Genomic DNA, 21,303 nt, shown 5'->3' on the forward strand with positions numbered 1-21,303 from the left:
ATTGCCGCACATGTAGACCACGCATGCGCGCATGGCCGCTCATCCCCGAGGTGTTGTATGCGCATCAAAGCCACGCTCGAGCGCCTGCCTGGCGGCATGATGCTGGTGCCCCTGTTGCTGGGTGCGCTATGCCACACGCTATGGCCATCTGCCGGCACCACCTTGGGAAGCTTCAGCAACGGCCTGATCAGCGGCACCATCCCGATTCTGGCGGTGTGGTTCTTTTGCATGGGCGCGACCATCCAGTTACGTGCCACCGGTCAGGTCCTGCGCAAGTCCGGCACGCTGGTGCTGACCAAGATCGGCGTGGCATGGCTGGTGGCGGTGCTGTGTCAATCGCTGCTGCCGCCCGCCGGCCTGCCCAGCGGCCCACTGGCAGGATTGTCGGTGCTGGCGTTGGTGGCGGCCATGGACATGACCAACGGCGGCTTGTATGCCTCGTTGATGCAGCAATACGGCAGCCGCGAGGAAGCCGGTGCGGTGGTGCTGATGTCGCTGGAATCCGGCCCCTTGGTGACGATGCTGATCCTGGGCGCCAGCGGTGCCGCCTCGTTCGAACCGCGCCTGTTCCTCGGCGCCGTGCTGCCGTTGCTGGCAGGCCTTGCGCTTGGGAATCTCGACGCGGAGCTACGGCAGTTCTTTGCGCAAGCCACGCACACGCTGGTGCCATTCTTCGGCTTCGCACTCGGCAACACGCTGGACCTGACCACGATCGCCACCACCGGCGTGCATGGCGTGCTGCTGGGCATCGCGGTGGTGGTGATCACCGGCGTGCCGCTGATCCTGGCCGACCGCCTGATCGGCGGCGGCAATGGCACCGCCGGCCTGGCCGCCTCCAGCACTGCGGGAGCGGCGGTGGCCACACCGGCATTGATCGCAGCGATGGCGCCGCAGTTCGCAGCGGCGGCACCGGCCGCCACCGCGTTGGTGGCCAGCTCGGTGATCGTCACCTCGTTACTGGTGCCGCTGCTCACCGCCTGCTATTGGCGCATGTTCAAACGTAGCGAGGCGGCGGCGACCTCACCCGGCTGAGGAGCATAGGAGGCGCGCCGCCCCCCCTTTGGCCGCTGATCTACGCAGGCACCAGCGCGCTACCGCGCCGACAGTTCTGCGCGAATGATGTCTGCGCCTGCACTGAGGGCACTGAGTTTGCCTCGTGCGACGTGTCGGGCGAGCGGCGCCATCCCGCAGTTGGTGGACGGGTAGAGCTTGTCGGCATCGACAAACCGGAGTGCCTTGCGCAGCGTCTCGGCCACCTCCTGCGGTGTTTCGATCGTATTGCTTGCCACGTCGATGGCGCCGACCATCACCTTCTTGCCGCGGACGAGTTCGATCAGATCGATCGGCACATGCGAGTTGTGGCACTCCAGCGAGACGATGTCGATCGTGGATGCCTGCAGCTTGGGGAACGACTCTTCGTACTGACGCCATTCCGAGCCCAGGGTCTGCTTCCAGTCGGTATTGGCCTTGATGCCGTAGCCATAGCAGATATGGACGGCGGTCTCGCAGGTGAGCCCTTCGATGGCCCGTTCAAGGGTGGCAACACCCCAGTCGTTGACCTCGTCGAAGAAGACATTGAAGGCCGGCTCGTCGAACTGGATGATATCCACGCCGGCCGCTTCGAGTTCTTTGGCTTCCTGATTGAGAATCTTGGCAAATTCCCATGCCAGCTTTTCACGGCTTTTGTAGTGCGCATCAAAGAGGGTGTCGATCATCGTCATGGGACCAGGCAGCGCCCATTTGATCGGCTGCCGGGTTTGCTGGCGCAAGAACTTTGCATCGTCGACGAAGACAGGCTTGGGGCGGCTCACCTCGCCAACGACGGTCGGCACGCTGGCGTCATAGCGATCGCGAATCCTGACGGTCTCGCGCTTTTCGAAATCGACGCCGCTGAGGTGCTCGATGAAGGTGGTGACGAAATGCTGGCGGGTCTGTTCGCCGTCACTGACGATATCGATGCCGGCATGCTGCTGTTCCTGCAGCGACAGACGCAACGCGTCTTGCTTGCCTTCGATCAGTTCCTCGTCCTGCAGCTTCCAGGGCGACCAGAGTTTCTCGGGCTGTGCGAGCCAGGAAGGCTTGGGCAGGCTACCGGCGGTTGAAGTAGGGAGCAGCTTATTCATAATAAGTGATGTCTTGCGTGCGTGTTGATTAGACAGCGTGGCTGGAGGCCCACTGCTCGAGAATGTTTCCGTAGGGTTTGATGAAGTGCTCCTCCGTGAATTTCCCCTGTGTCACGGCAAGCTGACTGCGCTCTTCGCGGTCGTAGACGATCTGGGTAGACGAGTAATCCCGGTGCTTCAGGCTCGGCTGATAGATGGCACCCGCCGCGGAATTGGCGTTGTAGATTTCTGGCCGGTAAATCTTCTGGAACGTTTCCATGGTGCTGATGGTGCCGATCAGCTCAAGATTGGTGTAGTCGCCCAGCAGGTCGCCGAGGAAGTAAAACGCCAACGGGGCGACGCTGTTCGGCGGCATGAAATAGCGCACCTGCAAGCCCATCTGCTCGAAATACCGATCGGTCAGTGAACCTTCGTCCTGCCTGTACTCGATGCCCAGGATCGGATGCTGGTTTCCAGTTCGATGGTAGACCTTGCTGCTGGAGACGCTGATGCAGATGACCGGCGGCTTGGCGAAACGCGCGGTGTAAGCAGCGGAGTTCACGAAGTGCTTGAACAGCTTCCCGTGCAGGCTGCCGAAATCCTGCGGGATGCTGAAGCCGGACGTGTCCTGATTGTGCGCTGGCAGCAGCACGCTGAAATCGTAGTCGCGCACATAGGAAGAAAAATTATTCCCTGCAATGCCGTCGATGCGCGCACCGGTCATCTTATCGAGGATGTTGGGTTTCAATATCTCGATCAACGGAAAAGCGCCGCTGCTTTCGCTCCCACCGATGTCCATCTCGACCGAGATGATGTCGAGTTCGACAGCGTAGCGGTCAAGCTTGGGGTTATCCCAATGTGCCAGGTCGTTGAAACGGTTGTCGATCATCGCAAGCGTGTTACGCAAATTTTCCTGACGACGTTGCCCTCTGGCCAGGTTGGCGAAGTTCGTCGTATTGCGCGTATTGGCCGAGGGACGGTAGTCCTCATCAAACCGAAGGCTTCTGATGCTGAAGGTAAAGTCTTGAGTCATTGCAAGCTGACGCCTTGTTTCGAAATGAGAGACGAGCGCACTGCTCTATGCAGGGTTGGATGCCTGCTGGATGGAAGCGGGGAATCTGGATCGGCGAGCAATCGCCGATCGATCCTGTGACCGGCGAGGGGCGTGGTGGCCTGCCAGGCAACCGTGGACTGGATGATCCTCAGGCCGCGGCCACGTTTTCTGCGGCGATGGCGCTTGCCTGCTGCGTCAATGCGATCAGCGGCAATGCGCGCTGGACCGCCAGCCTGGCCCGCTCGGCCAGTGCCTCGTTGTGCACGCGGTAGTCCAGGAAGTCGCGGTCGGTGGCGTAGACGCCCAGCGGCAACGTGCGTGCCTGGAAGAAACTGAAAAGCGGCCGCAACTGGTGATCGATCACCAGTGCATGGCGTTCACTACCGCCGGTTGCCGCCAACAGGACGGGCGTGTCGATCAAGGCATCCTGATGGATCAAGTCGAAGAAGTGCTTGAACAGCCCGGTAAAGGAACCGCGATAGACCGGCGTTGTCACCACCAGCACGTCGGCCTGCTCCACGGCGATCAGTTCCCGCTCCACCGTTGCCGGCAGCTGGGAGCGCCAGACCGCACCAGCGAACTGCGGTGTCAGCGCCCCGAGTTCGACCAGATGTTGCTCGCACGGGACTTGCTCGGCGATCAGGGCCAGCAAGTGCTCTGCCAGGGCGATGGCCTTGGAAGGGCGTTGCATCCCGCCGGAGACCGCAACGACGCGGAGTGGGTGTGGCAGGTTGATAGTCATGCAGGTCGACCTAAAACGACGAACCCTGATCCTAGGACTGGCGTTCAATGAAGTAAAATGGTGTTATTTCAACAATCCATGAATTCGGATCATCTGAATGCTTGAGCGCATCCATCTCACCATCGTCCAGCAGGTCGAGCAGCAAGGCTCGCTGACCGCCGCCGCCGGCGTGTTGAACCTGACCCAGTCGGCGCTGAGCCACAGCATGAAAAAGCTGGAGCAGCAGCTGGGCACCGACGTCTGGCTGCGCGAGGGGCGCAGCCTGCGCCTGACCCAGGCCGGCCAGTATCTGCTGGCGGTGGCCAACCGGGTGCTGCCGCAACTGGACCTGGCCGAAGAGCGCCTGGGGCAGTTTGCGCAGGGCGAACGCGGCGCGCTGCGCATCGGCATGGAATGCCATCCCTGCTACCAGTGGCTGCTCAAGCTGGTGTCGCCCTATCTGGCCACCTGGCCGGATGTGGATGTGGATGTGAAGCAGAAGTTCCAGTTCGGCGGTATCGGCGCGCTGTTCGGCTACGAGATCGATCTACTGGTCACGCCCGACCCGCTGTTCAAGCCCGGGCTGCGGTTCGAGCCGGTGTTCGACTACGAGCAGGTGCTGGTCGTGGCCAAGGGCCATGCGCTGGCGTCGGCTGCCTACGTCAAGCCGCAGCAACTGACACGCGAGGTGCTCATCAGCTATCCGGTGGACCTCGAGCGGCTGGACATCTACAGCCAGTTCCTGCTGCCGGCCGGTGTCACGCCCAGGCGCCACAAGGCCATCGAAACCACCGACATCATGATGCAGATGGTGGCCAGTGGCCGCGGCGTGGCCGCCATGCCACGCTGGCTGGTGGAGGAATATGCCTCCAGGATGGACGTGGTGCCGGTCCGGCTGGGTGCGCGCGGCATTCCCAAGCAGATCTTCCTGGGCGCACGCGAGGCGGATATCGCCATCGACTATCTGCGCGCCTTCATCGAACTGGCCCGCCAGCCTGCCAATGGCAACGCCCCTGCACCCGGAGCCCACTGATGGACACCACCGACACGCGCACACCGCTTCCACTGCCCGCCGGCCACGACAAGGTCTTGCTGCATTCCTGCTGCGCGCCGTGCTCCGGCGAAGTGATGGAGGCGATGCTGGCGTCCGGCGTCGACTACACCATCTTCTTCTACAACCCCAACATTCATCCGCGCAAAGAGTACGAGCTGCGCAAGGAGGAAAACATCCGCTTTGCCGAGCAGTGCGGCGTGCCCTTCGTCGATGCAGACTACGATCGAGACAACTGGTTCGAGCGGGCACGCGGGATGGAGAACGAACCCGAGCGCGGCGTGCGTTGCACCATGTGCTTCGACATGCGCTTCGAACGCACCGCGCTGTATGCGCACGAGCACGGGTTCCCGGTGATCACCAGCTCCCTGGGCATCTCGCGCTGGAAGAACATGCAGCAGATCAACGACTGCGGCGTGCGTGCTGCGGCCAGGTATCCCGGCCTGATGTACTGGGAGTACAACTGGCGCAAGGGCGGTGGGTCCTCGCGCATGGTCGAGATCAGCAAACGCGAGAACTTCTATCAGCAGGAATACTGCGGCTGCGTCTACTCCCTGCGCGACACCAATCGGCACCGCGTGGAAAGCGGGCGGCGTCGCATTCAACTGGGGGTGAAATTCTACGGCGATGCAGAACAGGGCGATTGAGTGCCCGCAGGTCATGCGACGCCGCCAGATTTCATTGTGCTCCCTGGCACTGTTTCCACTCGATCAGGGCTGACGGAGCGGCGCCACCCAATCACCCCCACAGGACGACACGCCCTTTGATTCATCCGGAGACACCCAGCCTCGCCAGCACCATCACCGACGCCTATTCGCTGGAGGTCAGCGCAAAGGACATTGCCGGGCTGGCTGCTGCGGCGCCCGGGATCATGCGTGGCGCAACCATTGCCATCCCCTACCTGCCCAATCAGGACGACGACGCGCGCCTGGCCGCTGCACGAATGGTGCGCAAGCTCGGCTTCGAGCCCATGCCACATCTTTCCGCGCGCCGCATCGCCTCGCTCGACGCGCTCCACGCCTTCGTCAGGCGCGCCGTCGATGAAGCCGGCGTTGCGCGCTGCCTGGTGATCGCAGGTGATCCTGCGTCTCCTGCAGGGCCGTTTTCGGACAGCTTGTCGCTGATCGCGACAGGCGTTTTCGAGCGTTCGGGCATCCAGACCATCGCGGTGGCGGGGCATCCGGAAGGACATCCGATCGTGCATGCAACCGATCGATGGGATGTGCTGGAACGCAAGTGCCGCAGCATCGCCGAGCGCGGCATGGCGCCGCTGATCGTCACCCAATTCGCGTTCGATGCCGACATCGTGCTGACATGGTTGAGCGCGCTGCGCGCGCATGGCATCCAACACCCGGTGCGTGTGGGCGTGCCTGGTCCTGCCGGTGTGGCGGTGCTCGCACGTTATGCCGCACGCTGCGGTGTCGGCGCATGCGCATCGATGCTGTCCACCTACGGTATCTCGCTCGGCAAGCTGTTCGGCACTGCGGGGCCGGATCGCTTTGTGGATCGCCTCGCCACTGGCCTCACCGAAGCGCATGGAGACGTCCGCCTGCACTTCTATCCCTTCGGCGGTATCGCACAGACGGTCGCGTGGGTGGAGCGCTACCGCTCCCGCATCGCACGCCCCGGGGTGGACTGACACCCACCGAGCGGCGAGTTCGAGCTCGACCGCAGAGCTTGAATTTATCCTTCACGAAAAGCGCGAGACGTCGCCTGTCCACGAGCTGGATCACAGTCTGCGCACTGCATTTCTGTCGGCTTGTTTTCCGCGCGTGAAGTGTTGCAGCGCACAGCAGACCTGTCACAAGCGCGAGGTATAACCATCGGCGAATCGCGGCGAGGGGGCGCTGCATCCGATGCCGTTGCCATGCGCAGCGGCATCGCTTCTGCAACGTCCAAGGAGAGATGTCGCCATGCCGAAGCCATCGCTACTGTCATTGCTGTGCACCCTGTCGCTGGTGTCCATGCCGCTGGCCGCTGCCGAGCTGCAGCCCAAACAACTGGCTGGGCCACCGGAGGAGTTCGCGCTGATGCGTGCGCCCGATCCGGCCGAATCGGCCATCCTGTCCAAGAGCGCCTTGCTGCCGGTAGAGCTTGCGCCAGCCGGTAACTCCGCGCGTTGGCAAGGCACCTTGCCGGTGGAAAACGGCCATCTGCGTTTCATGGTGCTGGCCGGCGATCAGCCCTGGGATGCGGCAGTGACCGCACCACGCATTGCCGGCGCGCGCACTGCTGCTGTGGCACCGCAACTGCAGGCACAACGGACCCTGCTGGGCACGGCTGAGAGTGGCACCAGTGGCATGCGTTACGCGGTGGAATCCGCGCAGAACGGCGCCTGGTCGCTGACCCTGCAATCGGCATCGCCGGTGGTGCAACGCGGCTACGTGTTGATGGAAGGCGATGCGCGCACGCAGTTGGCGGCATACGCGCGCAATCGTCGCCAGCAAGTGGGGCAATCGTTGACACTCAACGCGCTGCTCAGCGGCAGCGATGCACGCGGCGCGACCTTGCTCGCCACGCAGGCGGGGCGAATCGATACGGCGAGCCTGCGTGTGATCGATCCGCACGGCGGCATCCGCACGCTGCCGATGGTCGATGACGGGCAACACGACGATGGTGCGGCCGGCGATGGCGTGTACGGCGGTACGTTCCAACCGACCACGGAAGGTACCTGGGTCGCGCAGGTGATCGTGCGCGGTCACGACCAGGCCGGGCAGGCGTTCGTCCGCACCAGCGAGCATGTGTTGCCGGTGCTGGATACCTCCCTGCGTTTGCTCGGCAACGCACTGAGCGCACGCGCTGCCGACGGCACACGGCTCAGTATTGCCTTGCCGGTCGCCGCGCGCGGCAAGGCGCCATCGCATTACCGCGTGTTCGGGCAGGTGTGGGGCACCGATGCCAAGGGCAAGGAGGTACCGGTGGCGTGGATCGGCGGCATGCTGACGCCGCAACAAGGACAACTGCCATTGAGCCTGGACGAACGCTGGATCGCGCGTGCCGGTGCGCGTGCGCCGTTCACGCTGCGTGGGCTGCGTGTCGAAGATCCGGACCATTACATCCCGCTGCTGCAGGCCGACACGCTGCCGCTGCAGCTGCCCGCGCTGCGACGTGCCAGCATTGCGCGGTCTGCCGGTGCGATTGATGAAAGCATGCGCATGGGGCCGCGTCCGTCGACACTGGCAACCGCGATGGCGCAGCCGCAGGCGGCCGGCTCGCAACTGGTGCTGGTGCACGGCTATTGCTCCAATGGCGTGTGGCCGCAGGCGCAGTTCACCAACGCCTCGTCGTTCCTGGATGCCAAACAGAACCGCAGCAATGACCAGTTCGCGCAGCGCATCGCACAGTTCGCCAACCAGTGGTCGTCGTTCTCCACGGTGGCGCACAGCCAGGGCGGCATGGCCGCACTGCATCTGTATGCGTACTACTGGAGCGGGTTGGATAACGCCAGCGGCGGGCGGGTGATGCAGTCGGTGGGGACGCCGTACCAGGGCACCAATCTGTCGGGCGTGCTGGCTGCGGTGGGCTCGTGGTTCGGGGTGGGCTGCGGTACCAACACCGACATGACCTACGACGGCGCCAAGGCCTGGCTGGCCGGCATTCCCGCCGACGCGCGCGCCAAGGTCAACTACTACACCACCTCGTTCGCCAAGACCAACTGGTACACCAACGACTACTGCAACGCTGCCTCGGACCTGGTCTTGAATGACCCGGAAGACGGCACCGTGGAGCAGGTCAACGCGCAGTTGCCGGGCGGGGTGAATCGTGGGCATACCACCGGGCAGTGCCATACCACCGGCATGCGCGATCCGGCGCAGTATCTGGATGCCAACCGCAATGCGGTGATGAATGCCAACGCGGCGAGGTGAGGTCCGGTGGAGTGGTAGTGCAATGGCCGGCTGGATCACGCCGGCCATTGCGTTATCTGCCGATGCATAGCCGCCGCAAGGCACGCAATGTTATGCCTGTCTTGCTCCAGCCCTTTCGCTGGTTACCGACCTGCCGAGCCAGAGTATGGCGGCGTTCGGTGCTGGTGGTGGAATCAAATCGTGCCGGAAACACGCTATCGGTGATCGGCGTTCGGTCAATCGTTATCGCTGCGGCACAGAAGCACCCTTGCCTCCCTGAGATGCTGCACTTCTATGTCCCAGTGAATTCTTTGGACAGCGCGGTCGCGAGCGTCGGTGGCATTGAACACATCTTGCCGTTGAACCCATCGTAATCGTCAATACTCGATGCCTTCCACGGAGTGCGACCGTCTTTGCCATTGAAGTAGAGCGGCACTCGCAGATCCATGTCGTCGGACTGGTGGGTGGAAGGCTGGCAAGGGAGATCGACCAGTGAGCGAACACGCGCTAGCCGTGCGTTGTCCGTGATGTGGAAAGTACTACCGGCAGAGGTGACCATCAACTGTTCGGTCAACCGCATGATCGAGGTGGCCTCGAACGGCCTGAAATAGACGTCAGCCGACTGCGGACGCTTGGCCGCGTTGCAGAGAGGAACGCAGATGCAAAGCGCGGCAGTCGTCGCAAGACGGATTCTCTTCACGTTGCATCCTCTTGTCCTGTCCGGTGTCGAGCTGCGTAGCGCCGGCACAGTCTTCGGATCGCGTTCGCCCAGGTACTGATCGTGTAATCACGGGGACCGGCGGACATCGTGCCTGCTCGGTGCAACGGCGGTGTGACCGCACGCGGCGCCACACAGTAACCACGTCCTAGCGAAACACCACCGTGCGGTGCCCGTTGAGCACGATGCGATGTTCGACGTGGCGGCGTACCGCGCGCGCCAGCACCAGCGACTCGGTGTCGCTGCCCAGGCGCACCAGGTCGCGCGGGGTCATGGCGTGGTCAACGCGGGCGACGTCCTGTTCGATGATCGGGCCTTCGTCCAGGTCCTCGGTGACGTAATGCGCGGTGGCGCCGATGATCTTGACGCCGCGCGCGTGCGCCTGGTGGTACGGCTGCGCACCCTTGAAGCTGGGCAGGAAGCTGTGATGGATATTGATCGCGCGCCCGGCCAACGCGCGGCACAGGCCGGGCGAAAGGATCTGCATGTAGCGCGCCAGCACCACCAGATCGATGCGCAGGTCGTCGACCAAGGCGAGCAGCTGTGCTTCCTGTTCGGCGCGCGTGTCTGCGCTCACCGGCAGATGATGGAAATCGATGCCATAGGACGCGGCAAGTGGTGCGAAATCGGCGTGGTTGGAGACCACTGCGGCGATATCCACCGGCAATTGCCGGCTATGGGTGCGGAACAACAGATCGTTGAGGCAATGACCCTGCTTGCTCACCAGCACCAGCAGCCGCGCGCGGCGACGCGCGTCGTGCAACTGCCATTCCATCTGGAACGTGGTGGCCAACACCGAAAACTGCTGCTCCAGGCTGGCGATGTCGGTTGCCGGCGGCTTGTCGAAATGCACGCGCAAGAAGAAGCGGCCGCTTTCGTCGTCGCCGAACTGCTGGGCATCGAGGATGTTGCAGGCAAGATCGAACAGCAGCCCGGTCACGCGGTACACGATACCGGTGCGGTCGGGGCAGGACAGCGTGAGAATGTAGTCGGAGCGCATCGGCGCAATGATAGCCAATGCGTGACACCGCTGGCGCAGTGCTTGCGTCGGTAACTTTTACGCTGCGACGCGGTGCAACCGTTGGGCCAGCTGCACTGCAGGTTCGCGTGATGGCACTGTACCCGCTGTGCGTACGAATCGGCCGATCAGCGCATCACCGCTGTTGCGCTGGTGGCATGTATCGCAAAACGCGATGCGCATGCCACTCACGATGAAGATCAACGCGGCGGCAGGCGCAGCATCAGCCGGCGATTGATCTCGTCCAGTTGCGCCATCGAGGTCTCCACCGAGGTTTCCATCGCTTCCTGGGTGGTGATGTGCGCACGCAGATGCGCGGGGTCGGCCAGTTCGCCGCGCACCAGAAACACGTTTTCGCCCACCTCGCCGAGGTGCCGGCTGAGTACCACGTAGTCCACCTGGTCGAAGCCATGCTGCTTGGCCAGCGGCAGCAGGCGCGCGGCCATGCGGACGCTGGCCTCGTCGGTGGGTTTGTTCAACTCGGCATCGAGCGCGGCCACCGCTTCGCGGATCTGCGCGAACAGATAGTGGTCCGGGTGCTCGGGATGGTCCGGACCCACCGGGCCCTGGTTGACGACCGGTTCGGCGGTCATCGTGTGCCACCGGCGCAGGTCAGCGCGCGCGGTGTGCGCTCGGTCGAACCAAGCGTGATATGCAGGTGTCGCATCGCATCCTCCCTGGAGCGGCGGCTGTAACGAGCCGGCATTTTAGAGGGTCTGCTGCATGCTGGGGTGAGCAGGACGTACCGCGCTGCGCTTTCAAGCGAAGCGCGCCATGCACTCGCGCCTGCGCGTGGCGATCAGGCCTGCCCTGCCCGCCGCGCCGCCACCTCGGCCAGCACGGCCCAGTCGGCGTTGCCGTCGCCGTGGGCGATGGCATCGTCCAGGTTGGCGCGCAGCAATTCGCCCAAGGGCATCGGCACCTGTTTGTCGGCGCCGGCCTGGATGGCCAGGTCCACATCCTTGCGCCCCAGCGTGGCGGTGAAGCCGGCCGGCGTGTATTGGCGCTGCATGATGAGCTTGCCGTAGCCCTGGTACGCGGGTGCGGCGAACAAGGTGGTGGTGAGCATGCCCAGGAACTGGGTGGCGTCCACGCCGTGCCCGCGCGCCAGCGCGCTGGCTTCGGCCATGGCGCCGATCGCGCTGGCAAGGCAGAAGTTGGCCGCCAGTTTCACCGCGTTGGCCTGCTCCGGGGCATTGCCGATGTGCCAGGTCTTTTGACCCAGCACATCGAACATCGGCTGTACCCTCTCCAGCGCGGCAACATCGCCGGCAGCCAGGATATTGAGCTTGCCGGCCTCGGCCACGTCGACGCGGCCTAGCACCGGTGCGGCAACGTAGGCGATGCCGCGCTCGGCGTGCAGTGCGGTCAACTCGTGCGCCAGCGCCACCGAGATGGTGGCCATGTTGACGTGCACGCTGCCTGCCGGCAGTGCGTCCAGGACGCCGCCGTCCAGCACGGTCTGACGGACCGCGGTGTCGTCGGCCAGCATCGAGAACAGCAGCGGGCCGTGTGCGGCGCCCACCGCCGCATCCACCACCGTTGCCCCGGCATCACGCAAGGGTTGCGCGCGTTCTGGCGAACGGTTCCAGACGCTCACCTCGAAGCCGCCGCGCAGCAGGTTGTGCGCCATCGGCAGGCCCATCGTGCCCAGCCCCAGAAATCCTATCGGCATGCGTTGTCCTTGTTCGGTATGAGGTCAGTGGTGTGGATCAGCTGGCGAAGACGCCACGCGCCTCGCGCGGCTCGCAACGCAGGTATTGCGGGGCCGGCGTGACCGATGCACCCAGCGCGGCGGCGGCATGCCACGGCCAGCGTGGGTCGTACAGGATGCCGCGTGCGAGCGCGATTGCATCGGCCTGGCCGTCCTGCACGATCGCCTCGGCCTGCGCCGGCTCGGTGATCAGGCCCACGCCGATCACCGGCGTGTTGACCTGCGCCTTGATCTGCTGCGCAAACGGAATCTGATAGCCGGCCTGCACCGGAATCTGCTGGCGCGGATCCAGCCCGCCGCTGGAGACATGGATGTAATGCGCACCGCGTGCATCCAGCGCCTTGGACAACACGATGCTTTGTGCGAGATCCCAACCGCCCTCCACCCAATCGGTGGCGGAGATACGCACGCCGATGGCGATGCGCTCGGACACCGCCGCACGCACCGCGTCGAAGATGCGCAGGGTCAGCCGCATGCGGTTTTCCAGCGAACCGCCATACGCATCGCTACGCCGATTGCTCAGCGGCGACAGGAACTGATGCATCAGATAGCCATGTGCGGCATGCAGCTCGATCAGGTCCAGGCCCAGGCGTTCGGCGCGCTGTGCCGCGTCGACAAATGCCTGCACCACCACATCGATGCCGGCATCGTCCAATGCGTGCGGTAATGGCTGACCGTCATGGAACGCCAGCGCCGATGCAGATACGGTCTGCCAGCCATGCGCGTGATCCGGTGCGATCGCCTCGCCGCCTTTCCACGGCAGATCGGTGGAGGCCTTGCGCCCGGCGTGCGCCAGTTGAATGCCGATCGGCATCGGCGACCAACGCCGGACCGAGCTCAGCACCTCGCCCAGCGCCTGCTCGGTGGCATCGTCGTACAAGCCAAGGTCGGCGTAGGAGATGCGCCCCTGCGGCTGCACCGCGGCCGCCTCCAGAATCAGCAACCCTGCGCCGGATTGCGACAGCGTGCCCAGGTGGATCCGGTGCCAATCGCTGGCGCGCCCGTCCTGTGCGGAGTACTGGCACATCGGGGCGATGACGATCCGGTTGGCGAGCGCAAGCGGACCGAAACGGATGGGAGAGAACAACTGGCTCAAGGGGGCATCCACACGTGATACGGGGACGCCCATTGCACTGCGGCGCGCGCGTGGACACAACCGCTGCGATGGATCACTGCGTCATGCAGAGCGCGCATTGCGCTCGTTGACGCTGCCTGCACGCGGCCGGTCGGGTGGCACATGCAGAAACGCCAACGCCTGCGCGCACGACTGCTCCACCTTCAGGCTGAGCAAGTCGTCGGCGCGGGTGCGCCCGAAATTGAGTGCGGCAATCGGCAACCCGTTGCGCGCGGCCGTCTGCACAAAACGGAAACCCGAATACACCATCAACGACGAACCCACCACCAACACCGCATCGGCCGCCTGCAGATGCGCAAATGCACGCTCCACGCGCTCGCGCGGCACGTTCTCGCCGAAGAACACCACATCCGGCTTGAGCACGCCGCCGCAGACCGGACATGGCGGCACCACGAAACGGTCGAAGGCCACATCGTCCAGATCCGCATCGCCGTCGGGCGCCTGCGCGGCATCCAGGTCGGCCCAGCCGGGGTTGGCCTGTTCGAGCAACAGCTGGAATTCGCTGCGTGGCATGCGCCGCTCGCAGCCCATGCAACGCACCACATCGAGCCGGCCATGCAGATCGATCACCGCCTGACTGCCGGCGGCCTGATGCAGACGGTCCACGTTCTGCGTCAGCAGCACTTCCAGCTGGCCGCGTGCTTCCAGTGCCGCCAGTGCATGATGCGTCGCGTTGGGCTGCGCCAATCCGAAACGCGGCCAACCGACCAGGCTGCGCGCCCAATAGCGCTGACGCGTGGACACCTCGCCCATGAACGCCTGGAAGGTCACCGGCTGCGGACGCTTCCAGCCGCCGTGCAGATCGCGGTAATCGGGGATACCCGAATCGGTGCTGCAACCGGCGCCAGTGAGCACGAACAGGCGCCGATGGCGCTGCACGAAATCGCTGAGCATCGAATCGGACATGCGTGCAACACCTCAATCTGGGGAACGCGCCGGATCATCGCACGCATGCCGGCAACGTACTGCGTGTTGCGGCCTCGACCGCATTGAAAGCCCCGGGAAAACTGGCTACTGTCGGGTTGTCGCAGAAGCGAATCCATGTCGCGTGCGACGCACCATGCGCGACCACCCGCGCAACGCGTTACATCGGAACGCCGACATGCATCCGTTATTCACATCGTGAGCAACCCCTCTCGCCCGGACGATGTTTTCCCGGTCCGCTCCGCGCGGGCGGCGTTGCGGGTGGCGTTGCTGGAAGACGACGACGTGCTGCGCGAGCGCGTGCTGCTGCCAGGACTGCAACGCCACGGTTTCGAGGTGATGCCGTTGCGCACCATCGGCGCGTTGCATGCGTTGTTGCAGACCACCAGCGTCGAGTTGATCGTGCTGGATATCGGCCTGCCCGATGGCGATGGCTTTACCTTGACCCAGCAGTTGCAGGCGATGCGCCCGGCGCTGGGCATCGTAATCCTGAGCGGACGCGGCGACCAACCCGACCGGCTGCGCGGCCTGAGCCAGGGCGCGGATGCGTACCTGGTCAAGCCGGTGGAGATCGAGATGCTGGCTGCCACGTTGTTCAGCGTGGCACGGCGGCTGACGCGAGGGCCGGCCAGCACATCGGTCGAGCCTACCCGTAGCGCCCACGCTACCTGGCAGTTGCAGGACGACGGTTGGTGCCTGTTCGCCCCGGATGGCAGCGCCGTGCCGCTGACCGGCTCCGAACGCCTGGTGGTGCAATGCCTGTGGCAGTCGTCCGGGCGGCTGGTCACCCGCAGCGCGCTGCTGACCACGCTCGGCGGGAGCCTGGGCATGGAAGTCGATCCGCATCGGCTGGACGCGCTGCTGCACCGGTTGCGACAGAAGGTGCTCGAACGCAGCGGAGTGGCGCTGCCGCTGACGTCGGTGCGCGGCGCCGGTTACCTGCTCATGCCGCAGATGCAGGCACCAACGGCAGACGCATGACGAACTGCGTGCCGGCGCCGGGCACGCTGTCCACGCTGAGCACCCCGCCGGCGTGCAGCGCCAGCTCGTGCGCCACCGCCAGGCCCAGACCGGTGCCCTTGCCGACCGGCTTGGTGGTGAAGAACGGCTCGAAGACCTGCGCCAGCACCTCCGCCGGCATGCCGTGGCCGGTATCGGCCAGGGCGATGCAGACCGTGGCGTGCTGCCGCGCCACCTGCACGGTGAACGTGCCGCCGCCGGGCATGGCGTCGCGTGCGTTGGCGGCGAAGTTGAGCATGACCAGCTCGAACTGACTGCGATCCAGAAACACCGGCACCGGCTCTGCGCAGGCGTGCAGCCGCAATTGCACCTGCGCGCCGAGCAACTGGGCCAGCATCGGTGCAATCGCCTGCACCGCATCTGCCGCATCGAAGCCGGTCGGCATGGCCAGGTCGCGCCGGCTGAAGCTCAGCAGTTTGCGGCTGATGGTGGTGCCGCGCTGCGCGGCCAGGGCGATACCCTCCAGCGCCTGCGCCATCGCCACCGCATCGCGCGGCGGATCGAAGTCCAGTTCGTGCAGACGATGACGCTGCTCGGCATAGCCCAGGATCGCGCCGAGGATATTGTTGAAGTCGTGCGACACGCCACTGGCCAGATGGCCCACCGATTCGATCTTCTGCAGATGCAGTACCCGTTGCTGCGCCTGTTCGCGCTCACGGATTTCTACCTGCAGGCGCGCCGCGGTCCGTCGCGCGCGATGCAGGCTTTCGCGCAGCGCGGTCACGGTACGGTCCAGCACCAGAGTGACCATCAGGTAGCTCATCACCAGCGAGGGCAGGTTCTGAAACGGACGCTGCCCGTCCTGCGGGTTGCGCCCCCACGGACTGGCCATGCCCAGCAGAAACACCAGCGCGATGCACGCATAGACACGCCACAGCGCGCGCCGCCCGATCACCAGCGCCGCCAGCGTCAGCAACAGCATCGGGAACGGATCGAAGGCCTGCAGCTGATACCCGAAGGCCAGATTGGCGCTCACCGACGAGCACAGCACCACCGCGATGAAGAGGCCGATCGCCGGCTTCAGCGCGCCCTGGCGAATGCGCCAGATGCCGTACCAGGCCGCCAGGGTGATTGCCGCATCGGTGCCCAGGTCCACCGCCAGCTGCACGGCGCTCATCTGCAGCCTGGCGTTGAGCAGGATGTACAGCTTGTTGAGCGGAATTTCCACGCCCAGATACAGCAGCAACAGCTGCAGCGCCGGTGCGTTGCGCAGATCCACCGGGTCGCGCAGCGGCACCCGTCGCAACCACACCGCCGCACTGCGCCAGCGGCGCTGTAGCCAGCCCAGTGGCCACAGTCGAACAAGGTGCCCCGGCAGTCGCATGCGGTGAGTCTAGCGTGAGACACGCAGAAGTCTTCGCGCATTGATCGACGAAAACCCGGCTGACTTAATCGGGGATAAATCCCCCGACGCATCTGCCCAGGTATCCCCTATGTCTTCGTCACGTCTGCTGCCGGCGCCACGCTCGCGCCTTGCCGTTCGCATCTTTCCGCAGTTGTCTTACAGCCTGTTGACCACCGGCCTGTTGCTGGCCCTGGCCAGCGGGGCCGCGTTTGCACAGACGACCCCGACGTCTGCATCTGCGTTACCGTCTGCAGCACCCGCCGACGACACCACCGCAACCGAGCCAACCGACTCCACCGAGTCGACCGACGCCCAGGCGTCCACCGACAACGCGATGCCGCTGTCGGGGCAGGCGGCCGAACACTACTTCCAGGCCGAAGGGCTCAACGACGGCAGCGACAGTGCCGCCGCCGCCGGACAGCGCGCGGTGGCGATGGGCGCGCGCGCCGATGCGAGCGGTGGATTCTCGGTGGCGGTTGGCCACCACAGCACTGCATCGGCGGATGCCGCCATCGCCATGGGCGACGGCGCGCTGGCCAGCGGCATCTCGTCCATCGCCATCGGCGGCAGCTTTTTCGGCAGCGGCTTTTCCGATGCACAGGGCGCCACCAGCACCGGCTTCGGTGCCCTGGCGGTGGGCACCTACGCGCAGGCCAGCGGCGCCACGTCCGCCGCCCTGGGCTGGGCGTCCGAGGCCAGCGGCGGCAGTGCGGTGGCTGTCGGCAACTCGACCACTGCCCGTGGGCAGTACGCCACCGCGTTGGGCAGTTTCGCCGTTGCCGATGCCGAGCAGTCACTGGCCTCCGGCTATGCGGCCAGCGCCAGCAACATCGGCGCGATCAGCCAGGGCGCTTTCAGTTCGGCATCGGGCTTCTTCAGCGTCGCCATCGGCTACGGTGCCGCCGCCGCCGGCGATGGCGGTATCGCCATCGGCGATGCCGCCTCGGCCGCCGGGCAACAAAGCGTGGCCATCGGCGCCAGCAACGCCAGCATTCCCGCACAAGCCAATGGCCTCGGCAGCACCACCGTCGGTTCGGGTGCATGGTCGCTGTCGGACTACGGCACCGCACTGGGCTTCGATAGCCATGCCGATGCCGAAATGAGCATCGCCATCGGTGCGCACGCCATCGCCGCCAGCCTGAGCAGCGTGTCCCTCGGCGACAGCGCATTCGCCGAGGGCGATTACGCGCTGGCGCTGGGATCGATCGCCAGCGCCAACGGCAGCGGTGCGGCGGCGCTGGGCAGTGGCGCCACCGCGTTGGGCGACACCACGTTGGCAGTGGGGTTCAACGCGTCGGCGCTGGCGTCCAACAGCGTCGCGCTGGGCGCCGGTTCCTCCGCCGAGCGCGCCAACAGTGTGGCGTTCGGCAGCCAAGGCGCCGAGCGCCAGCTGACCCATGTGGCGGCCGGCACTGCGGCCACCGATGCGGTCAACGTCTCGCAGTTGCAGAGCATCGCCACCGCGCTCGGCGCCGGCTCGGTGCTCGACAACGGTGTGCTGGTCGGCGGCACCTATGTGATCCAGGGCACCAGCTACGCCAGCGTCGGCGCGGCGATGACCGCCCTGGACCAGGCACTGGACGGGGTGGACCACACCGGCGCAAGCGGCGGGACGATCGCGGTGGGCGGCGGCGGCGATGCGCAGATCGGCGTCGGCACCAACGCGGTGGCGATCGGCTCCAATGCCACCGCCAATGGCGAAAACGGCATGGCCGTGGGAACCCGCGCGCTGGCCTACGGCCCCAACGACACCGCACTGGGCGCCAATGCCCGCGTCAATGCCGACGGCAGCACCGCCGTGGGCGCCAACACCAGCATCACCGCCACCGCCACCAATGCGGTGGCGCTGGGCGAAAGCGCCAGCGTCAGCGCCGCCTCGGGAACCGCCATCGGCCAGGGCGCGACGGTGACCGCCGACAACGCGGTGGCGCTGGGCCGCGCTGCCGTGGCCAACCGCGCCAATACGGTGTCGGTGGGCAGTGCCGGCGCGGAGCGCCAGGTGGTCAACGTCGCCGCCGGCACGGCCGCGACCGATGCGGTGAACGTGCAGCAGATGCAGGCCGCAGACGCCGCGTCGGTGGCCACTGCCAACGCCTATACCGACAACCGCATCGACAGCTGGGACACCAACCTGAGCGCATTGCGCGACGACACCGACCGCCGCTTCCATCACCTGGACCAGCGTATCGACCGCATGGGCGCGATCAGCGGTGCGTATGCCGGCATGGCGACCAACACCGCCGGCCTGTCCGGCGCCAACCGGGTCGGCGTCGGCGTCGGCTCGCAGGGCGGCGAAAGCGCGCTGGCGGTCGGCTATCAGCGTGTACTCGGCAACCGCGCCAGCGTGTCCATCGGCGGCGCATTCGCCGGCAACGAAAAAAGTGTGTCGGCCGGCGCCGGCTTCAGCTGGTGAGCCGTCTGCCCGCCCTCGCCTGCCTGCTCCCATCGACTTCTTCCAGAGACCTCCTCATGTCGACCTCTCGTTCGTTTCTCGCACCGACGCTGCTGGCGTTGTCGCTGAGCCTGGCGCTGCCCGCCGCCGATGCGCAATCGGCGCCCCCGTCATTGTCGGTACTCACCACTGGCACCCAATCGCGTCTTTACGACGGCCTGATCGTCACCTACCGCGACGGCAGCACCGAACGCGGCGACGCCAACGCAGCGGCCACCCGGCTAAGCACCATCATGGCCGCGCCCGCCACCCGCACGCAGTGGTCCAGCCATTACCGCCAGAGCGCGCCCAACCTGCAGCGGGTGCGCCGGCTGGCGATCGGCGCTGACCTGGTGCGTCCCAACCGTCGCCTCAGCGATGCCCAGCTCGACAGCGTGATGCAGGCCCTGAAAGCCGATCCGTCGGTGGCGCACGTCGAACCCAACCTGCTGCTGCAGCCGATCCGCAGTACCGCCAAAGCCACCGTCAGCGCAGTGGCGACGCCGAACGACCCGGGCTTCGAAGTGCAATGGCATCTGCGTGCGCCCGATGGTCATCTGGAAACGCTGGCACCGGACACCGCCAGCTATGCCAACCACGGCGGTATCGATCTGCTGCCGGCCTGGCAGTACGGCGATGGCGACGGCATCGTGGTGGCGGTGATCGACACCGGCATCACCCAGCACCCGGATCTGGACCTGTCGCTGGCCGATGCCGGCTACGACTTCACCAGCAACGCCCTGATCTCCGGTCGCGCCACCGATGGCCGGGTGGCCGGCGGCTGGGACACCGGCGACTGGACCAGCGACGACAAGTACCTGGCCAGCAATGGCGGCTGCGCGCGGCCAGGCCAGCAGTCCGACAGTTCCTGGCACGGTACCCACGTGGCCGGCACCATTGCGCTGCTGAGCAACAACAATGTCGGCATGGTGGGCATCGCGCCCAAGGCCCGGATCCTGCCGATCCGCGCGCTGGGCCATTGCGGCGGCACCACCGCCGACATCGCCGACGCCATTGTCTGGGCCTCCGGCGGCAGTGTCGCCGGCGTGCCGGACAATCCCAATCCGGCCGAGGTCATCAATATGAGCCTCGGCGGCTCCGGCATCTGCAGCAGCGACACCATCACCGCCCAGGCCATTGCAGCGGCGATCGCGCGCGGCACCACCGTGGTGGTGGCCGCCGGCAACGACGGTGTCGATGCGGCCAACTCCACACCTGCCAGTTGCCCCGGCGTGCTCAACGTGGCGGCCACTGGCATCACCGGCAAGCGTGCGTTCTATTCCAGCTACGGCAACAGCGTAACCCTGGCGGCCCCGGGCGGCGGCGTGTACCCGGACGACGCCGCGAGCGGCACCGCAGTACGTACCGGGCTGGTCTGGTCCAGCCTCAATCGGGGCACCCACGGACCCGGCGAGCCCAGCTATGCCGGCTACTCCGGCACCTCGATGGCCTCGCCCCACGTGGCCGGCGTCGCGGCGCTGGCCATCAGCGCAGCGATCGCGCACCACCTGCCGGTGCCGACACCGGCCAAACTGCGCGAGATTCTGACCCAGACCTCGATCCCCTTTCCGGTCAAGCCCACGCTGCGCATCGGTGCCGGCATTCTCAATGCCAATGCCGCCGTGGCGCGCGCCGCCGGCGTCACCAGCGGCGGCGGCGAGGACCAGGCGGTGTTGCTCAGCCGTGGCGCGACCGTCACCGCCATAAGCGCCGCCGCCGGCGAAGGCCCGCTGTACCGGCTGGACGTGCCGACCAATGCACGCAACCTGCAGCTCCGCACGCTGTCCGGCCGTGGTCAGGTCAAGCTGTACGTGCGCGCCACCCGCGCGCCCAGCGCCAACGGCAGCGATGCCGACTACAGCTCGACACGACCCGGCACCACCCAGAGCGTCCAGCTCGCGGTGCCGGCCACCGACAGCTACTTTATCCGCGTGATCGGCGGCACCGGCGGCTACAGCAACCTGACGCTGATGGCGAACTACACGCTGTAGCCCGCCTGACGAGGTGCGTGATAGCGCGCCCGGGCGCATCGGTATCGACAGGCCCAGGTGCGTTGCGGCGGGCGCTGCTCAGGCCCAGCCGCTTAAAAAGCGTGGTCCGCATCACAGATTGAGGCGCCGGATCGCCGATTTAGCGTGATCCGGCGCACACGCAACGTGCCGGAAACATCGCGCCGCGACAGTGGGCAGCTCCCCCGCTGCCCCCCAACTCGCCATGCCCTACAC

General features: G+C 65.8%; 18 protein-coding genes. 8 read left to right on the top strand and 10 right to left on the bottom strand.

Annotated elements, in window-relative coordinates:
• Nucleotides 1–57: 57 nt before the first annotated feature.
• Entirely contained in the window at nt 58–1,032 is a 975-nt protein-coding gene (gene kdgT / locus GGR62_RS18610; protein ID WP_184409321.1) for a 2-keto-3-deoxygluconate transporter, read from the top strand.
• Nucleotides 1,033–1,091: 59 nt separating this feature from the next.
• Here kdgT and GGR62_RS18615 read toward each other — a convergent pair whose 3' ends face one another.
• The 3 genes from GGR62_RS18615 to msuE all read right to left on the bottom strand — a co-directional run bounded on the left by GGR62_RS18615 (nt 1,092) and on the right by msuE (nt 3,892).
• Entirely contained in the window at nt 1,092–2,123 is a 1,032-nt protein-coding gene (locus GGR62_RS18615; RefSeq protein WP_184409322.1) for a methionine synthase, read from the bottom strand.
• Nucleotides 2,124–2,151: 28 nt separating this feature from the next.
• Nucleotides 2,152–3,135, bottom strand: a complete 984-nt coding sequence (locus GGR62_RS18620; protein ID WP_184409323.1) for a DUF1852 domain-containing protein — start codon at nt 3,133–3,135, stop codon at nt 2,152–2,154.
• 169 nt (nt 3,136–3,304) lie between these two features.
• Entirely contained in the window at nt 3,305–3,892 is a 588-nt protein-coding gene (msuE, locus tag GGR62_RS18625; protein ID WP_184409356.1) for an FMN reductase, read from the bottom strand.
• 103 nt (nt 3,893–3,995) lie between these two features.
• Here msuE and GGR62_RS18630 point away from each other — a divergent pair, with 103 nt between their 5' ends.
• From GGR62_RS18630 to GGR62_RS18645, 4 genes are all read left to right on the top strand, one after another.
• Nucleotides 3,996–4,910: a LysR family transcriptional regulator gene (locus tag GGR62_RS18630; RefSeq protein ID WP_184409324.1), complete on the top strand. Its 915-nt coding sequence runs from the start codon at nt 3,996–3,998 to the stop codon at nt 4,908–4,910.
• Nucleotides 4,910–5,575, top strand: coding sequence for an epoxyqueuosine reductase QueH (locus GGR62_RS18635; RefSeq protein ID WP_184409325.1), 666 nt, complete (start codon nt 4,910–4,912; stop codon nt 5,573–5,575). Before GGR62_RS18630 ends, GGR62_RS18635 begins: the two co-directional genes overlap by 1 nt.
• Before the next feature lie 116 nt (nt 5,576–5,691).
• Nucleotides 5,692–6,567, top strand: a complete 876-nt coding sequence (locus GGR62_RS18640) for a methylenetetrahydrofolate reductase (protein WP_184409357.1) — start codon at nt 5,692–5,694, stop codon at nt 6,565–6,567.
• 274 nt (nt 6,568–6,841) lie between these two features.
• Complete coding sequence (locus GGR62_RS18645) at nt 6,842–8,794, top strand: choice-of-anchor X domain-containing protein (RefSeq protein WP_184409326.1); 1,953 nt, start codon at nt 6,842–6,844, stop codon at nt 8,792–8,794.
• A 271-nt stretch (nt 8,795–9,065) separates the two neighbouring features.
• On the opposite strand, the gene GGR62_RS18650 is transcribed toward GGR62_RS18645, so the two are convergent.
• From GGR62_RS18650 to GGR62_RS18675, 6 genes are all read right to left on the bottom strand, one after another.
• Nucleotides 9,066–9,473: a hypothetical protein gene (locus tag GGR62_RS18650; RefSeq protein ID WP_184409327.1), complete on the bottom strand. Its 408-nt coding sequence runs from the start codon at nt 9,471–9,473 to the stop codon at nt 9,066–9,068.
• Nucleotides 9,474–9,639: 166 nt separating this feature from the next.
• Nucleotides 9,640–10,491 (bottom strand): formyltetrahydrofolate deformylase, encoded by an 852-nt coding sequence (gene purU / locus GGR62_RS18655; RefSeq protein WP_184409358.1) that lies wholly within the window; start codon nt 10,489–10,491, stop codon nt 9,640–9,642.
• Nucleotides 10,492–10,709: 218 nt separating this feature from the next.
• Nucleotides 10,710–11,102, bottom strand: a complete 393-nt coding sequence (locus tag GGR62_RS18660; RefSeq protein ID WP_184409328.1) for an XVIPCD domain-containing protein — start codon at nt 11,100–11,102, stop codon at nt 10,710–10,712.
• Nucleotides 11,103–11,308: 206 nt separating this feature from the next.
• Nucleotides 11,309–12,184, bottom strand: a complete 876-nt coding sequence (locus GGR62_RS18665) for an NAD(P)-dependent oxidoreductase (RefSeq protein WP_184409329.1) — start codon at nt 12,182–12,184, stop codon at nt 11,309–11,311.
• 37 nt (nt 12,185–12,221) lie between these two features.
• Nucleotides 12,222–13,352: an NADH:flavin oxidoreductase/NADH oxidase gene (locus GGR62_RS18670; RefSeq protein WP_184409330.1), complete on the bottom strand. Its 1,131-nt coding sequence runs from the start codon at nt 13,350–13,352 to the stop codon at nt 12,222–12,224.
• A 48-nt stretch (nt 13,353–13,400) separates the two neighbouring features.
• On the bottom strand, nt 13,401–14,264 hold the full coding sequence (locus tag GGR62_RS18675; protein WP_184409331.1) for an NAD-dependent protein deacetylase: 864 nt from the start codon (nt 14,262–14,264) through the stop codon (nt 13,401–13,403).
• A 216-nt stretch (nt 14,265–14,480) separates the two neighbouring features.
• Between GGR62_RS18675 and GGR62_RS18680 the strand changes: the two genes are divergently transcribed.
• Nucleotides 14,481–15,263, top strand: coding sequence for a response regulator transcription factor (locus GGR62_RS18680; protein ID WP_326520273.1), 783 nt, complete (start codon nt 14,481–14,483; stop codon nt 15,261–15,263).
• Here GGR62_RS18680 and GGR62_RS18685 read toward each other — a convergent pair.
• Entirely contained in the window at nt 15,226–16,626 is a 1,401-nt protein-coding gene (locus GGR62_RS18685) for an ATP-binding protein (RefSeq protein ID WP_260306297.1), read from the bottom strand. The two genes, GGR62_RS18680 and GGR62_RS18685, sit on opposite strands and share 38 nt — an antisense overlap.
• Before the next feature lie 109 nt (nt 16,627–16,735).
• Between GGR62_RS18685 and GGR62_RS18690 the strand changes: the two genes are divergently transcribed.
• Complete coding sequence (locus GGR62_RS18690) at nt 16,736–19,060, top strand: YadA-like family protein (RefSeq protein ID WP_184409333.1); 2,325 nt, start codon at nt 16,736–16,738, stop codon at nt 19,058–19,060.
• Between the two features lie 56 nt (nt 19,061–19,116).
• Nucleotides 19,117–21,069, top strand: coding sequence for a S8 family serine peptidase (locus GGR62_RS18695; RefSeq protein ID WP_184409334.1), 1,953 nt, complete (start codon nt 19,117–19,119; stop codon nt 21,067–21,069).
• Nucleotides 21,070–21,303 lie beyond the last annotated feature (234 nt).

Origin of the sequence: Xanthomonas sp. 3075, assembly GCF_014197275.1 — a bacterium.
Taxonomy (GTDB): Bacteria; Pseudomonadota; Gammaproteobacteria; order Xanthomonadales; family Xanthomonadaceae; genus Xanthomonas; species Xanthomonas campestris_B.